General features: G+C 42.4%; 6 protein-coding genes and 1 tRNA gene. 3 read left to right on the forward strand and 4 right to left on the reverse strand.

Annotated features, from left to right (window positions below):
• Position 1 precedes the first annotated feature (1 nt).
• Positions 2 to 1861, reverse strand: coding sequence for a phosphotransferase (locus HXT41_RS03560; RefSeq protein WP_421788546.1), 1860 nt, complete (start codon positions 1859 to 1861; stop codon positions 2 to 4).
• A gap of 405 nt (positions 1862 to 2266) precedes the next feature.
• Between HXT41_RS03560 and HXT41_RS03565 the strand changes: the two genes are divergently transcribed.
• A complete protein-coding gene (locus HXT41_RS03565; protein ID WP_012914461.1) occupies positions 2267 to 3199 on the forward strand; it encodes a glycosyltransferase family 2 protein in 933 nt (310 codons plus the stop codon).
• 93 nt (positions 3200 to 3292) lie between these two features.
• The gene (locus HXT41_RS03570) at positions 3293 to 5389 is read left to right on the forward strand and encodes a hypothetical protein (protein ID WP_231130953.1); all 2097 of its coding nucleotides are present in this window, start codon (positions 3293 to 3295) and stop codon (positions 5387 to 5389) included.
• Here the strand turns inward: HXT41_RS03570 and HXT41_RS03575 are convergent.
• From HXT41_RS03575 to HXT41_RS03585, 3 genes are all read right to left on the reverse strand, one after another.
• Positions 5375 to 7393, reverse strand: a complete 2019-nt coding sequence (locus HXT41_RS03575; protein WP_415705361.1) for a GH25 family lysozyme — start codon at positions 7391 to 7393, stop codon at positions 5375 to 5377. The genes HXT41_RS03570 and HXT41_RS03575 overlap by 15 nt on opposite strands.
• Positions 7394 to 7530: 137 nt before the next feature.
• Positions 7531 to 7604, reverse strand: a tRNA-Gly gene (locus tag HXT41_RS03580).
• Between the two features lie 120 nt (positions 7605 to 7724).
• Positions 7725 to 8207, reverse strand: a complete 483-nt coding sequence (locus tag HXT41_RS03585; protein WP_076003061.1) for a holo-ACP synthase — start codon at positions 8205 to 8207, stop codon at positions 7725 to 7727.
• Between the two features lie 570 nt (positions 8208 to 8777).
• On the opposite strand from HXT41_RS03585, the gene HXT41_RS03590 reads away from it, so the two are divergent.
• The gene (locus HXT41_RS03590; protein WP_421788549.1) at positions 8778 to 17972 is read left to right on the forward strand and encodes a Rib/alpha-like domain-containing protein; all 9195 of its coding nucleotides are present in this window, start codon (positions 8778 to 8780) and stop codon (positions 17970 to 17972) included.
• The last annotated feature ends 271 nt before the right edge of the window (positions 17973 to 18243 follow it).

Consider the following 18243-nt stretch of genomic DNA (forward strand, 5'->3'; position numbering starts at 1 on the left):
ATCACACTTTTGCTACAGAGCCTGCAGACCCGTCACAACCAGCAGATTCAGAGGATTCAGCGGATACGGCACCATATTCGCTCGAAGCGCGGTCGACATAACGTTTCGCATAACGGTAATACAAATAACGACAGTCACCTACAGGCTCCCCCTCAGCCTCTTTTACCAACGACCACAAATACCAACACCACCCCGCAAAACCAACGTACGCCATGCAATGACGACGCTCAGCACAAGTAGGATTGCGCTCAAAATACTCCGCTAGAACCGCATCAAATTCCTGCTCATTAAGCGCGTCAGACACGCACAACGTACCCAAATCCTGCGCATAATCCAACATCCCCGCATACTCCCAATCAATCAGATGGTAGCGTCCAGCGACATCCACAAGCACATTCGCACCCAATATATCGTTGTGCGCCAAGCAAATTTTTTGACAAGCATCTTTACTCACGCACTCATGCAAACAATCAACCTTATGAAGCAAAGCGTCAGCGCCCTCAGGCAACGCAACACGGCGGGCGCGCAAATCGCGCAAATAACGCTGAGATTCCTCATAAAAATCGAAGCACCTACTCACCGTAGCACCACTGTTGTGAAGCTTACGAATCAGACGCATACCTTCGCGCAAATCGCAAGAATCGTGAAAATCAGCGGTACGACAACCTTTCAAAAAATGCGAAATTTTCCAGCCATACTTCGGATCATCCGCAACCAACGTACCGTCCAAGCCAAGGTGCTGCGCCGCACGCAAAGCCTCATCCTCAGCCTGGCGATTCACCAACACATCCGTGCCAACCCCCGGATGACGGTACACATACTCGTTAGAACCAACCATAAAATGGCAAGAAAGATTCGTCAAACCATTTTTCAACGGGTAAACGTCGCAAATATCCGACTTTTTGCAACCAAGCACCTTAACGATGCGGTCAAAAACTTCACTGTCAACATTTTCCAAAAACAGCGGATCAAACTCGCGAAGCTCATCTAACGAATCAAACTCGTGAATAATCGGCGGATCGTAGCGGCGCATGCGCATATCAAGCTCATCTAAATGCTCAATCAAAATATCTTCCCACAGCTTGCCAGCAGTCTGCGGCCAATCATATTCAGCATGCAAAATTCGCACAAACTTAGCCGAAAATTCGCTGTCAAAATATACGTGACCAATCATGTACCACGCATCACTGCCACCAATAGTTACCGAAGTAATGCGATTGTGCGCACCTACACTCATACACCACTCTTTAGTGCGGCCCTGCTGATATTGCGCAGAATAGTAAGCCTTCCACACGTATGGTTCAAAAGGATTTTCGTCGAAATAATTGTCAGAAGAACAAATATACGTGTTACTTAAAAGGTGAGCAACAGCCATGATTGAACTGTTGTTGTTGCGCTCACGATATTCCTTATTTGGCACGATTTTTACGCAAAAATCGCCTTTAGTAAACTTGTCTTCCAAATAGAAGAAACGTTCCTGCTTGTATCCAACTACTACGCTAATATCGTTAATTCCTGCCGCTTGTAATTGACGAATTTGTCGTTCAATAAGCACTTCGCCGCGCACAGTGAGTAAACCTTTTGGCAATTCGTAAGAAATCGGGGAAAAGCGGGAGGAAAGGCCAGCTGCCATAATCACCGCATTGTGGACGCGATGCGGTTCGAGTGCGGTAAGACCTTTTGATGTAACTTCACCATTAACAACAAACCCATGCTGAATAGCATCGCGTAACGCACTATTTACTGTGCCTAATGAAAGCTTCGTATGCTCAGCTATAGTACGTTGATTACTTCCTGGCAAACGTTGCAATGCTGATATTACAGCAAATTCGTTATGAGTTAATGCTGAATATGCTTCCATAACAGTGTCTCCATGCACTAGCCGAGGTGCATAATGATGACTCTATACATTTTGTTGCATTAGTATAGTATGCACAAAGGTGTTCAAAAATAATTATTATTAGTTTATTTTGAACATTTGACACTGTTTGCAGCATACACTTTTATACGTATTGCATGGCACCATAACTATTCTTAATACTCACATTCATTACATAACTTGAAAAAATTACATAACACTTGCCACGCAGTATAGCAGACTATATGCGCAAGTACTACGCACAGTACTGCACACTGCCACATAAACGCAAATAGATTGTTGCACTACAATCCACAACAATAGGTAAGATAACAGTGATATGCACATAGTATAAGAACATTACTGCTCATTCCATGCGCACCATTCGCCATTATGAAGGGACATATTATGACTTCTGTCGCAGTGCTGCTGCCGTGCTATAACGAGGCAATCACCATTGAAAAAGTTGTTAAAGACTTTAAGGCGGCACTTCCAGAAGCAACAATATACGTGTACGACAACAACTCAACGGACAATACTGCAAAAATAGCCAAAGAAGCAGGTGCTGTAGTTCGCAAAGAACCTAGACAAGGCAAAGGCAATGTGATTCGTGCAATGTTCCAAGACATAGACGCAGATGTTTACGTAATGGCAGACGGCGACGACACATACCCCGCTGAAGCGGCACCAAACATGGTCGCCAAAGTTATTGAAGGCTACGACATGGTTATTGGCGACCGTCTAAGTTCTACGTATTTCCAAGAGAATAAGCGACCATTCCACAATTTTGGAAATCGTTTAGTTAGAGGCGCAATCAACACGCTTTTCCACGCAAAAGTAACTGATATTATGACAGGCTATCGCGCTTTTTCTTTTTCATTCGTAAAGACTTATCCTGTACTTTCGCGCGGATTTGAAGTTGAAACAGAAATGACTATTCATTCACTCAACAACAATATAAAACTGTACGAAATGCCAATTCAGTATCGTGACCGTCCAGAAGGATCAGTTAGCAAGCTAGACACAGTTGGAGACGGTATTCGAGTGCTTTCAACCATTTTTCACATGATTCGCGAATACAAACCAATGCCTTTCTTTGGAACACTTGGCGTAATAATAACACTGTGCGGAGTAGGAGCATGCATGCTTCCATTCATAGAATTTTGGCGCACACACCTAGTAACACGCTTCCCTACTCTAATTGGTGCTGTAATGCTAATTATTACAGGATTACTATTCTTTATTTCCGGAATTATTCTTGAGATTTTAGCCAAAAATGAGCGCAAACGTTTTATAGAACAAGTAAACCTTTTTGATTACATAAAAAGAAATAGAAAGTAGCAACCTGTGCGAGCCGTCATAAAAAACAATCTTAAACTAAAAACTTATTTGCCATATATAGTGTGCTTTGTTATAAGCGGACTAATAACACTAATGTTTTTTAGTAACTTATTTCAAGCATCCGAATTAGGATTTAAAACACAAAGCATAAATTTAAGCACAGTAAAAGAAGTAAAAGCTGAACAAGCAGAAGACTCTACAAACGCAAGCCGTGATGAAATATATGCAAAATACAAAAATGACGGCGTACATATATCTAAAAATGGCGCAGATGTAGAATTCACAAACTTAAACACGTACAGCAAAACATTAGAGATTTCGCTACAACAAACAAAACCAGTTTATTACGTAACTGGAAGCGTAGAATTAGAAGACTTTGGTGTAGCTCCTGGATACGCTTTAGCTAGCCAATTTAAAATAACAACAGGAAAATTTAATACGACTAAAGTACGTTTAGAAAGTCACGGAAAACTAAACAAAATAAAATTACACTTTAATGAAACGCCAAACGGAATCGTTGTTAAAAATATAACAATTAATCCAAAATACAAGTTGCACATAAACTATGGAAAATGGGCTATATTATTCGTTTTTGGATCCGCGATTATAACTATACGTAAGAAAAAATGGCACAAAATAGCCTATATTCAAGGAGATCGAGCTCAAACCATAATTTTTTGGGCTTTGTGCGCAATAGTAACCGGATTCTCACTGTATATTTGGCTCCGATTAAACACTTATAATCGAATACGCGTTCCACTCTCCTACGATAAATACGATTTTATAGACGGAAACCCATATACAGAGCAGTTAAAAGCCTGGAAACAAGGATCGCTATCTTTGCTACAAGACCCACCAAATGGCTTATTGCATTCAACAAACCCATTTAGCATTGGCAAAAGAATGCAATTAGTGCGCGAGGGAACTCCTGCAATATGGGATGTTGTGCTGCATAATGGCAAATATTATTGCTACTTTGGAATAGTACCGTTTATTTTAACTTATTTGCCGTTTAACGCTTTGTTCCCAGCTTGGATGCCGAGCGCAATAATGGTCACAACATTATTTGCAGCAATTACAATACCAGCATTATTTGCATTGTGGAAAGAAATAATAACATTCTTTGAAATACGAATAAACTACTGCTCAATGCTGCTTATAGGAGCAGCCTTACCATTTGGATGCCTTGTTTTTTATCTGCAAGCATCTGCATCGATTTACTACATTCCTATGGTAAGCGCTATATTTTTCGGAACATTATTTGTTTACGCATCACTGAAAGCCGTAAGGCTTAAGACTAAATTTACTCAGTATGCATTATTTGCTTTAGCTGGATTAAGCTTAGCTTTGCAATGCGGTTGTAGACCAAATTCTTGCATTTCCACAGTTGCGTTTATAGCTCCACTGTTTATTGCTTTACTGCTTAACAACTCCAGAAGCGTAGTAAATAAAGTATCTGCAGCTTTAAGCTTCCTAACTCCTGCAATAGCTGGGTTTGCCGGAATCTTAGTATATAACTACTTGCGTTTTGGTTCATTCTTTAACTTTGGTAACGAAGAACAATTAACAAATTTTGACTTGCGATTTAATCGTATAGCATTTGACCCTCTAAAAATCAAAGACTTGTTAATAAACTTCTTTATAAAGCCACCAAGCATAGATACGGAATTCCCGTATATTACAATAACCAGCTCAAACATTTCGGATTATGGAAATAGTTTCTTTAATCACATGACATTTGGTCTGCTATCAATACCACTTATTTGGGGCATTTTCTTAATAAGACGCAAGTACATGCAAAAAATCGAATACATAATGTGCTTAAGCGGAATAACATTCTCGATTATGTTAATCTACGTAAACTACTGCTTAGGCGGCAGCCTTTACCGTTATTATTGCGATTCAATAATAATTCTTATGATTATTGCATCTATTGGTTTTGCTAGAAGAAATTGCTCAGCTAATCAAGATGCGCAGTTGCAATTAGATAAAGAAAATGCATGCAACAATATCGAATTGAATAGGAACCAAATGTCTACTCAAACTCTAATCGTTGCATGCACTACATTAACGATAGTATTAGGATTCTTGCTTGTATTTGCAAATCACACAGAAGCTGCGAATGAAATACAATACACAAATCCAGATGCTTTTATTGCATGGAGCCAAATGCTATCAGTGGGCTTCTAACACAACATTCTGGCACTTTTGATGCCATAAGCCATTGCCATCATTGTGTTCATCTTCAATAGGCGCGCCGAGCTTCTTAAAGTCACCGCGCGCATAATAATCCTTGCGAAGATTGAACATGATAACGAACTTCTTATCCTTACCATGCGTCCAAACATCACCATTCTGGCAACGCTGACGCCACCAGCCAGCACCCATATTCTCCTCATCAGCAACAGGAGCACCAAGCCAACCAGCACCACGATGCCTATAGTAAGAATCACGAAGAGCAAACATGATAACAAACTTCTTATCCTTACCATGCGTCCAAACATCACCATTCTGGCAACACTGACGCCACCAGCCGCCGCCCATGTTTTCCTCTTCGGCAACAGGAGCGCCAAGCCAAGCAGCACCGCGATGTCCTTGGTAAGAGTCGCGTAACTCAAACTGAATCACGTACTTAATGTCTCTGCCATGCGTCCAGACGTCGCCGTGCTTGCAGTGCTGACGCCACCAGCCGCCACCCATGTTTTCCTCGTCGGAAATAGGCGAGCCAAGTCGCGAATAGCTTCCGTGCTTGTAGTAGGAGTCGCGCAATTCGTACTGGATTACGTACTTCTTATCTCGGCCTTGCGTAAACACATCGCCGTGCTGGCAGTGCTGACGCCACCAGCCAGCACCCAAATTCTCCTCATCAGCAACAGGAGCACCAAGACGACCATAACCACCATGCTTGTAGTAGGAGTCACGCAATTCGTACTGGATTACGTACTTCTTATCTCGACCCTGCGTAAACACATCGCCGTGCTGGCAACGCTGACGCCACCAGCCAGCACCCATATTCTCCTCATCAGCAACAGGAGCACCAAGACGACCAGGGCCGCCATGAGCATAATATGAATCGCGAAGCTCGTACTGGAGCACAAACTTCTTGTCTCCATTAGTCCATACTTCACGACGACCAGAACTCTTTACAGTCCAGCTACCATAGTTGCGCGTTTCTCCAGAAGGCTTAGAAGAATTAGGCTTAGTAATAGTGCTACCAAACTCAGAAACACCATTGATTTCGCCGCCACCAGCCATGCCGAATGCGTTCAAATCGACGCGACCATCAATTCCGTCAACGCTGCCGTCGGAAGTGTACTGCCATCCGCGCAATGCTGTAGAAATAGGGAAGCCTACGCGAGAACCGTAGCTAGCAACCCAGCTTGTACGCTCGTGAATATACTGAGAATTTAATGGTCCTCTCAAATAATTTGCATAAGAGTAAACGCCGAGCTTATGGTAGCCTGCAGAAACTAACTGATTCCACCAGGAAGCAACAATATCCTGGTAAACGTATGGTGATGTTGGTGGTTTATGACCACTCCAGCTCCACTTTTCCAAATCGTAATAAACAGGATACGTTAAATCTTGAGGACTTACTCCAGCACCCTGCAAAAGATTTACAATGTCGGCACCTTCAGCAGCACCATCTTCAGCTTTTTCAGCATAGGAATACATGTAAATGCCGAATGGAATACCAAGACGCTTGCATTCGCTAATATTGCGCAAAGCTTGCTTGTCATATCCATTATCCCAGCCATAGCTAATACGAATAATCGCACCATCTACTCCAGAAGCTTTTACAGCATCCCAATCAATTTCTTTTTGATGCTCAGAAACATCAATAACCGCCTTAGCGTTATTAACGAACACATCATCATTTCCATCAATAAAAGCCGTAGTGCCATCAGCATCACTCCAATGCGCACCATACTCATTATCAATAAACGAGCTTTGATACACAGTGCCAGAATGTGATTGAATAATAGGCTTAACAACACTTTTGGTATGCACATTGGTATGCACATTAGCACGCACATTTGCATGCACATGTTCAATCGATGAAGATTTTTGCGGCGCAACGACATTCATAGTGAAAGCAGTAGCAGCCGACACTAATCCAGCTAATACACGTACGATAATCTGTCCCACGAGTCCTCCAGACATGTTTTTTACGTGTCTCTCCGCTATTACCATAGCAATAGCACCCTAATAGCAAGCATAAATTCAATGAAAATGTGAAAATAATATGCAAAACATGTGATTTTCACAAAAAACTGAAATAAATAAACCATTAAAAAGAAAATTGCAAAACGTAAAGCAAAAATAAAAAATGGAGCGGACGACGGGAATCGGACCCGCGTAATCAGTTTGGAAGACTGAGACTCTACCATTGAGCTACGTCCGCAATTACGCACCATATTTGCACGAAATATTCACGCACAAATATCGACTCGTTCAAGTATACAGATGCTTGTGACATCGACACAAGTGCACAAAACATATTTTTCTTATAATGTAGCTTTTCTTATAAGACTTCAAGCATTACAACAGCTGATGCAAAAGCTGAATTATCGTCTAATAATCCGTCATGACTAAGCGAAATATGCCAACGAATATTATCTATGTGCTCACTACTATCTACACACTCGCTGGACGCACTGAAAAACGATTTTACAAGTTGCGAATGCACATCTGAGCTGAGAATAATGCGTGGGCAACCATGGGAATCGTTAAGAATCTCAATACTCGCCCACGGCATGTTATCCAGAGTATATGGATAAGGGTTATTTATTGTGCATAACGCCTCGGACCACGCTTTAATCACAGCTTCTTTGCCAGCCCAGCGTGCTGCAATATGTAAAGCTCTCTCATCATTCTTCACTTGCGCACGAAGATCACATTGTCGAAGCTCTCGCACAGAAAACAGCGCACGCCAACCATTGCCATCCTGCATCTGCTCAGCAAACTGCGCAACGTTTACCAAGTCGTGCCCTATTCCTGCAATCATACGCACCTACTTTTAACACACATACCTACTTTTTTATGTTCTACGCAAAAATACTATATAAAATCTTGTATAAAATATATTTAAATCAACAATCACTTACGCGCTTTTACTGCAGTAGCAAACGCCGAAAAAGTCACCGGCAAATGTTTTCCAAAACTACAAAACAGCAACAAACACCAGAAAATTACGCACGCGACAAATTGCTTAAGCATGTGCACAAGAAACGTTACAAGCGTGATTAATTCATATACGAATAAATTACTATAAAACGATAAACTTTTAGATAATTTTAAATAATTCGTCGTTATGACAATATTTTATACATAGAGCACCCCCCCCCGGCAGGAAATTTTACAGTTATGGAATACTTAACAATAAAAAAATTACGACAAAATAGCAAAAATACGATATAATATTATGCAGCATGTGTATAAGCGTACTTATTGTCTATCGTTGCTTTATGCAAACACAGAATTAGTGTTTGAAGAAGAACTAGACACACGTTTATATACGACGCACATTAGGGAACGCTAAATTAAGAAGCACAAGAATAAAGGATTACGGATTATTATGGCAAATAACAACCGCAAAAAGCATGCACGCGAGCAAGTTGAGAGCTCGTTTAAAAACGTTGATTCATCTTCTGCGTATGCAACCATGCGCAAGGTGTCATTGAGCACACTTGCCACAGTTCTCACTGCAGCAACCTGCTTGGGTGGTCAGCCAATCCTCGCATCCTCTAATATTCTTCTTCCTCCAACTACTGCGGCATTTGCGGAAGAAGTGCGTAAGAACGACCCTACTCCTTGGCTGCATACACCAAACATTCTTGAGTTCCAAAGGTATCGCTTTGCTAACAGCAATGGAACAATCGGTCAAATAGGATCCGACGGTTTGGGTGATTACAGTAATGTTACTAAAAAGTCGGATATGTATGCACACCTTGAAAAGAACGGAAACGACCAGTACCTAATCTTCGATGTGTTCTTTAACAACGATGGTAAAGATATGACTGGCGCTTCCAAGCAACAACAGTATGTTTGGCAAATTCCTTTTACAGTTGCTGACTTAAATAATGGTTATTACAAGCCAGGCAACACATTAAGTGATTTAAGTTTTAATTTTTATAAACGAAATAGCACTAGTCCACAAACAAAAAACGCTGTTCTTTCACGCGATTTTTCATTATTCACTAAAGAAAATAGCCAGTCAAAAAATCTTAATAACCCCTTGCAAGATGACCAGCACCTTGGAAACTCTTTATACAAAATAACCTTAGGCATAAGAGGAGGAAACAGCAACAAGCAAGATTTGAGTGATACTTTCCACAATAATGCAGGCGACGGGGTTATTAGCAATGCTACACAACTGAGAGGCGTATATAGCGGCAAGAGCTACGGCATCGGCTTAAGAACTACAAACGTCGACTATGCAGTGCACATGCATTGCAAAGTAAAGTTACGTCAAGGAGTCACTCTTGACGACATCCAAGATGCTTATACATGGGCAAATACAAGTACTTATGGTAGAACGACTAACTCAGCATACACCTTTATTTCTGGTCGCGAGCGCTGGACTGAACAAAATCTTAAGCGCACAAAAAGCGATAACACTGCTCCAAAGCTGTATTTTAATGGCAAAGAGATTAGCGATTCCAACAACAGCATTGACGTGTATCAGGGTGAGTCACCAAAGATTACTTTCGGCACGTCTGACAATAGCGAAAAGGTGACGAAGTTCTCTGTAAGCGGTTTCCCAGACTTTGCTAAAAATGGCAATGTTGACGAGAAAAACGATAATGGCATTAACGCTAGCGAAAGCAATCCTCATACCAAGGTTGTTGAAAACGTTAAGTTTGAGCACAAGAACGGCAATACGCCAGTAAACTCCGACTACACGATTACTGTTTCTGCAACCGACGCTTCCGGCAACAAAGCAGAAAAGAAAGTCACTGTACATCTTAAGAACCTGAACAAGAAGTATCCTTCCCCAACCGCCAATGCACTCACTGTTGATTGGGGGCATAAGCTTACTGAAGAAGAACTCAAGAAGCAGATTCAGGGCAATGATGGAAAAGGTAAGAACGGCAACGGTACAATAACCTTTATTGAATCACCTTTGCCAAGTACAAATCTGACTGAAGATTATTACAAGTATCCTAACGCCAATAAAGTAAACGTAACTGCAAAAATTACTTACAGTGACGGCTCTTATCATTTAGTAACAATACCTGTGACGGTCAATAAGCCACTTTCTTTGCAACATAAGCTTAATGGAAATACCGTTAATACTACTGTTGGAGACCCTCTTACTAAAGCAGGAAACAAGGTTGACGCTAAGGAATATCTTGGTATAACCGATAAGAAGGTTAAAGATAACATCAAGAGTGCAGAGTGGGTTAATGGCGAGCCTTCCACAGCTGTTGCAGGAAAAAGAGAGTACACTGCTAAAGTCACGTTTAATGACGGCAGCACAGCGGAAGAAAAGGTTACTTTCACAGTTCGTCCTAAGAAACCTACAATTGAAACTGATTTGACTGGTGTTGCAGGCGTAAAGGGCAAAGAAGTTAAAGTTAATGCAGGCCCTGGCACAGCTGGAAGCACTGTAACGCTTAAGGATAACGGTAAGAATACGATCGGCACGGGAACCGTTGGAGCTGATGGCAAAGTTACAATTAAGGTTGATGGCGTCATTCCTGAAGGAAATGTAACTGCCGTAACGTCTACAAATCCTGCAGACCCAACTAAGGAGCAGTCGGTTCAGTCGCCAGTAAGCGACCCTAAGAATGCTACTAAAGACGACAAAGCACCAACATTAACTACTGATAAAGATAATGTTGAAGTCGAAGTTGGCAAAGATTTGAAGATTCAGCTTACTGCAAAAGATGATGTAAAGATTGAGTCTATTGACACAGCAACAGCAACTACAGCATTTTCTGGAACTGATTTCAGCAAAATTATTGCCAACATGTCGCGTGCAAAAACTGCTTACACGAAGGATACTGCTACAGAAAAAGAGCTTACTTATACATTCTCCGGCTTTAAGCCTGAAGAAGTTGGCACATACAATCTTACGTTCTCCGCAACTGATGCTGCTGGTAACAAAGTAGAAAAAACTGTAAAGGTAACAGTTAAGAAGAAAGAAGACATTAAGTCAAAGAATATTACTGTTGACTTACATCACCAGCTAGACGACAAAGATGCAAAGAAAGCTATTGCCAATAGTCGCAAGCTTCCAAAAGGGACTACGTTTACTTGGGCAAAGGATGGTAAGCCAGACACTTCCACTGTTGGCAAGGAAAAGACTGGAAAAGTTATTGTAACTATTCCTACTAACGATCCAAAGAATCCGCGCGTTGAAACTGTTGACGTTAAGGTAACTGTTAAGGATCATAAAGAGCCTGAAGTTACGATTAAGCAAAAAGGCAATGATGGCAACTATAACAATGTTCCGATTACTGTTGATAGTTCACAAAAAGTCGTTACTAAAACAGCAACTATTACTACATACCGCGGTGATAAGAACGATATTAAGATTACTGCAACAGACAACAGTGGCAACGTTACAACTCTTACTTTAACGCCTAAAACTCCAGGAGAAACAGAAAAAGCTCCTACCGGAACTGGCACAACTACAGATCCTAAGACTTTGACGCTTGATGGCACTACTCCGCTCAACACTAAGCCTGGCGAGTATACGCGTACCTTAAAAGCGGTGGATCCTTCGGGCAATACTAATGAAGTAACTGTTAAGTTTATTGTTAAACCGCAATCCGACAAATATGGTGATGTTAAAGGCACGCCTGTTACGTACAACATGGGCAGCGGCACAAAGCATCCAGATCCTAAGAGCGGTATTAATGCAGATGATCTAAAGAAACTACCTAGCGACGTTACCTACTCTTGGGCTAAGGAGCCAGATTGGAATAAGCCTGGCGAGCAGAAAGATGCTAAAGTTCGCATAACATTTAAGGACGGTTCAACTAAAGACGTTACTACAACTGTTACTGTTAAAGACAATATCGCGCCTGTTATTAACACACCTAGTACCAATAAGGCAAAGAGAGCAGATACCGATAAAACACCTGAGTACTACCAGTTCAAGGTACATAATGGCAAACCGTTCAGCATTGATATCAACGCTTATGACAACAGCGGAAAGATTAAGAGTGCAACAATAGCAACATTCCCAGGTCATGACGGAAAAATCACTATTGACAATCAAAACGGGAATTCTGCAGAAAAGCCTGCGACTATTCATATTAAAGGCACTGCTCAGCGAGATGCGAATATAACCAATTCGTCAGACAATAAGTGGTCTCGTGAGCTTGTTGTTACAGACGAAGCTGGCAACGAGTCTAAGCTTAAGGTTCAGATTTCCGTATACACGGATGCTGAAGAGCATAATGCTGCTCCTAATGCTACACCAAAGAATCCTGACCAAAACGCAATTACCAACGCAATTACTATTACCAAGAAGGATGACCCGAAGAAGACCCCAATTGATAAGAAAGATTTGACTTTCACAGTTGGAAATATTCCTCAAGATGATGGTGTTCACACTGTTCCTGTAACAATTACATACCCGGATCATTCAACTACAATAGTTAATGTTCCTGTGTTGATTCATAAGGATGCTAAGGATTATGATCCAAAGGGTCAAACAGTTGAAGTTCCATGGAACACTAAGCCAGAAGAATTGACTAAGAAAATTAAGTCGTTTGGCAGTGGCAATGGCTTGAAGTGGAACGGCAACTCTCCAAAGCAAGATCCAACAGTAGAAATCGTCAACACGAAAGACGTTCCAAGTACCGATAAGCCTGGCGAGAGACAAGTGCAGGTTAAGGTTACGTATAAGGATGGCTCTAGTGACGTTGCAACAGTAACTGTTAAAGTGCTGAAGCCACAAAGCGAAACTTATACGCCAGAAGGTCAAACAATTAACATTGACTACAATAAGACGCCGAATACTACCATTGAAAGCAAGATTACTGGAATTGGAAACGGCAATGGCATTAAGCTAAAGCAGGGAGATAAAGAACTTACTTCTCTTCCAGAAGGCGCAAGTATTGCTATTGACGACAAAGCTAAGACTGTTCCAGATGGCACTCAGCCTGGTACTTTCGATATTCCTGTAACCATTACATATAAGGATGGTTCTAAAGATCACGCAACAGTAAAGGTTACTGTAGGAAAGCCTCAGAGTGAAACTCATACGCCAAAGGTTGACGGCGGAATCACTAAGAAGTATGGAGAAAGTGGTCCTTCTGACAGTGACATCATTACTAAAGTCACTGTTCCAAACCAACCAGACGGTACAACAATTACGGTTGATAAAGGTCAAACACCTATCGACACTAAGACTCCTGGAACCGTAAACGTTAAGGTTACTGTTAAGTATCCTGACGGTTCTGAGGATCACGTGGAAGTTCCTGTAACAGTTGGCAATCCAGATAACGAGACCTACAAGCCAGGCGCAGAAGCTATCAACAAGAAGCGTAATGAGAAAGCTCCTGATGCTGATGAAATCAAGAAGGCTGTAAAGACTTCTACAGTTAAGGATAAGCCTGCTCCAAAGGAAACAACAGTAGAGCTTGTAGATCCAAAAACTCCTCTACCAACTACAGATAAGACTGGCACAACTAACGTACCTGTTAAGGTCACATATCCAGATGGTTCCAGCACTGTTGTGCAAGTGCCTGTAGTAGTTACAGACACTGATGCCACTGCGAACACTCCTGCAGTTGACCCTGTGGAAGAGCCGTATGGCACTGATAAAGAAAAGACCAAGGAAGCTGTTAAGAAGGCTGTAACTGTTCCTGATTTTAAGCCAAAGAAGGACGGCGATAAGCCAACAGTCGCCATTACAAGCGACGATAAGGATATTCCAGACGGCAATACCCCTGGCACCTATCATGTTAAGGTTAAAGTCACATACCCAGATAACACAACTGATGAAGTTACTGTTGATGTGACTATTAAGAACAAGCAGTCGGATACTTTCGAGCCAAAAGCAAAGCCTGTTGTTAAGCCGTTTGGCAAGCAGGTTACATCTAATGATGTAACAGGCAATGTAACTGTTCCTAATTGGTCAAAAGATTCAAAGGAACAACCAAAGATTGAGTTGAACGAGCCTAACACAAAGCTTCCAGATGGTAAGACTCCTGGAAACTCTACTGTTAAGGTTAAAGTCACCTACCCAGATGGCACGACTGACATTGTTGATGTGCCAGTAACTATTAGCGATAAGCAGTCTGAACTTTACCCACCTAAGGCAGATAATCTTGAAAAAGATAATGGTCAAAAGCCTTCGGACGACGAAATTATCGGCAAAGTAAGTGTTCCTACCTGGCCAACGAACGAAGCAAATAAGCCAACTTACTCTATTGCTGAGGGAGATAAGTCTAAGATCCCTAATGGAGATAAGGCTGGCAAGTTTGAAGTGCCTGTAACAGTTACGTATCCGGATGGATCAACAACTGTTATTAACGTACCTGTAACTATTAAGGCTCCAACTGCTACGACTAAAGTTGTAACTGTGCCAAAGGGTGTGGAGCCTAAGCCAGAGGACAGCATTGCCAATAAGGATAAGTTCCCTAATGGCACTAAGTTCGAGTGGGATAACAACGGAAAACCAGACACATCTAAGGAAGGTAACAGCGTAAAAGGCAAAGTAAAGATTACTATTCCTGGATCTGATACTCCTCAAGAAGTGTCAGTAGAGGTTAACGTTGTTGACCCAAGTGCATCTGAAGTCAACGTGCCGCAGGGCAAGGATTTGCCAGAAGCTAAGGATGTTATTAAGGATTCTAGCGATAAGAGTAAGTTCCCTGAGGGCACTAAGTTCGAGTGGAAACCTGAAGATAAACCAGATACTAACAATCCTGGCGCAAAGAATGGCAAGATTATTGTTACCCTCCCAGGTCAATCCCCTGTAGAAGTGCCTGTAACAGTGAACGTTTTGCCAAAGCCAGAAGCGAATGTTGTGAACGTTCCACTAAATGGCACACTGCCAGAAGCTAAGGATGTTATTAAGGATTCTACCGATAAGAATAAGTTCCCTAATGGCACTACGTTCGAGTGGGAAGACAGTGACAAACCAACTACAGATACCGTTGGAGAAAAGACAGGCGGTAAAGTAAAAGTCACCATTCCAGGCGTAAATGGCAAGTCTGGTTATACGATTGATGTTCCTGTAACAGTGAACGTAAACCCTGTGCCTATCGCGAAGGAAACCACCGTCCCACAGAACAGCAATCCTGATCCTAAGAACAGCATTGATAACAACAACAAACTCCCTAAGGGAACCACATTCGAGTGGAAGAAAGATGCTGCTCCAAAGACCGACAAGCCAGGCACTGCTAGTGGAACAGTGATTGTCAAGATTCCAGGGCAAGCACCTCAAGAAGTGCCAGTAACAATTACTGTGACACCAGCACCTGTTGCAAACGACGTAACTGTGTTGCAAAAGAAGAATGGTGACACAACTGACACTACCCCTAAGCCAGAGGATGTTATTAAGAATCATAAGGATCTACCTAAGGATGCTAGTATTTCTTGGAAGAAGAAGCCTGATACCTCAAAGACTGGCAACCAACCAGGCGTTGTGACCGTTAAGGTGCCAGGCGAGCCAGATATTGACATTCCAGTCAACGTGCTCGTTGTGCCAAATCCAGCCGGTAAAACGGTGAGCGTACATGTTGGTGATTCTCCAAGCGCAGAAAACAGCATTGCCAATAAGGATGAGTTACCTAACGGAACCAAGTTTGCTTGGGCAACTAACGGTACGCCAGATACCAAGACAGCTGGAAACAATAAGAGCGGCACTGTCGTGGTAACTATTCCGGGTATCGCAAATCCTGTGAACGTACCAGTAACAGTAAACGTTGTGGCACAGAACAAGCCATTTATTAATGGTAGCAAAGCAGAAAACACACCAGATAAGTCTGATAAGACAACTATTACTGGTAAAACTCAGCCAGGAAACACAGTAACTGTCAAAGACAATGACGGTAATACTGTTGGTACTGGAGATGCCAACAAAGACGGAAACTTCACTATCGAAATCGATAAGAAGGATCCTGGCACAACACTCAAGCTTGTTCCAAGCAAGGGTGGAGTTGATGGTGACGCAACTACTGTAACCGTCACAGCTAAGCCACAAAAGCCAACGATTACGGTACCAACCGACAACCAGAAGAACGACGGAAACGTAACTGTAACTCCGCCAACTGATGACACAACGGTTGTGAAAATTGAAATCAATGCTAAGCCAAATTCAATCAATGGTCCAGAACAGCCAGTTCGCACAATTATTGCTAAGAAGGATAACAATGGTAAGTGGAAGATTGACGGAGACGCTCCAGAAGGCGTAATCGTTAATCCAGATACTGGCGTTGTTACTATTCCAACAAAGAATTTGGAAGACGGCAGCACTATTACTGCAGTATCTAAGAACAAGACGGACAAACCATCTGATCCCGCTACTGCTGTAACTGGCTTTAAGACTCCACAGATTAGTGAGCAAACGCTAAAAGACAATCCAGATGATTCTACTAAACAAATCATCACTGGAAAGACTCTTCCGGGCGCAACAGTAACTGTTACCGATAACAATGGCAATCAAATCGGAACTGGTACCGCAGATAAAGATGGCAACTTCACTATTACTATCGACAAGCAAAAGCCTGGTGCCATCGTCACCCTCACACCAACCAACGGTAAGGGTGATGGTGCAAAGACAGGCGATAGCGTAAATATTACTGTCAACGGAAATATAACTAAGCCAAAGATTGACACTCCAGCCGAGGGTGGTGCTAGCGTGACGCCTGATCTCACGGATACGCGCGTGAACAAGGTTGTAGTTACTTACACTCCAGAAGGCAGTGAAACAACCGCAACGATTACTGTTGTTGCTGAAGGCGACAAGCATGAGTGGAAGATTGACGGAGACGCTCCAGAAGGCGTAACCGTTAATCCGCAAACTGGCGTTGTTACGATTCCAGCAAACAAGATTAAGCACGGTAGCACTATTACTGCGCAATCAGAAGACAGTAGCGATAAGACTGGCAAGAGCAAGTCAGAAGTGGTAACTGCTAAAGTTGGCGAAAAGGAGAAGCCTGCACCAGAACCAACGCCAACGCCTGCGGGTGAGCCGACTATACTCACGCCACAAGATGGTGTTGAGCAAGGTTCCGCAACTGTTACCCCACCAGCAGACGCTGATACTCTCGAAATCACGTATACTCCAGAAGGCGATACAACGACTCCTGTAACAATTACCGTGAAGAAAGATAAGAATGGTAACTGGACTATTGACGGTAACACTCCAACCGGCGTGACTGTTGATCCTAAGACTGGTAAAGTCACCATCCCTGCAACCCAAATCAAGGATGGTAGTACGATTACCGCGCAAGCCAAGAAGAATGGTCAACCATCCAACACGGCAAACGGTAAAGTCGGAAACAACCCAACCAAGAAACCAGAACCAACACCTGCACCGACCCCTGCTCCAACCCCAGAACATGAATCTGGTTCTCATGATTCTGATGAACACACTGGCAACAGTGAAAACAACAGGAATAAGAGCAATAACACTCAGTTACAAGCTCCTAAGTCTCCTGCACGTCACTCCTCCGGCCAGGTTGCGCAATCAAAGTTAACCAACACAGGCTCTGCAATTGCTGCAGCAGGTGCTGTTGCTGCACTCGCAGCCGCAATAGGTGCTGCACTCGCAGTCATTATTCGCAGGAAGAAGCGCGACTAAACGTTGGTGTTGCAACAAATATTAAAATTGAATAAATAATATACATATGCTCCGTGATAAAAGGGTTCGCGAAATTTACGACAACCCTTCAACCACGGAGCATTGTTATATCTGTAGTAAATCTGTAGAGCTATAGGCCATAGAGGTATAGGTGCGATACATAGATGCCATTAAATGATCTGGGTACTGGTAGCGAGATAGCACACCACTGCGATAATGACAGCGTACTTGACATTAAGTAATATCAGGCGACATACGCAATGCTACACGT

This window comes from Gardnerella sp. DNF01189, assembly GCF_049244195.1.
In the GTDB taxonomy this organism is placed as follows: domain Bacteria; phylum Actinomycetota; class Actinomycetes; order Actinomycetales; family Bifidobacteriaceae; genus Bifidobacterium; species Bifidobacterium swidsinskii.

Excerpts from the sequence above, each read along its gene's own strand:
- HXT41_RS03560 (WP_421788546.1), bottom strand. The coding sequence starts at position 1,861 with ATGGAAGCATATTCAGCATTAACTCATAACGAATTTGCTGTAATATCA.
- HXT41_RS03565 (WP_012914461.1), top strand. The coding sequence starts at position 2,267 with ATGACTTCTGTCGCAGTGCTGCTGCCGTGCTATAACGAGGCAATCACC.
- HXT41_RS03570 (WP_231130953.1), top strand. The coding sequence starts at position 3,293 with ATGTTTTTTAGTAACTTATTTCAAGCATCCGAATTAGGATTTAAAACA.
- HXT41_RS03575 (WP_415705361.1), bottom strand. The coding sequence starts at position 7,393 with ATGGTAATAGCGGAGAGACACGTAAAAAACATGTCTGGAGGACTCGTG.
- HXT41_RS03585 (WP_076003061.1), bottom strand. The coding sequence starts at position 8,207 with ATGATTGCAGGAATAGGGCACGACTTGGTAAACGTTGCGCAGTTTGCT.
- HXT41_RS03590 (WP_421788549.1), top strand. The coding sequence starts at position 8,778 with ATGGCAAATAACAACCGCAAAAAGCATGCACGCGAGCAAGTTGAGAGC.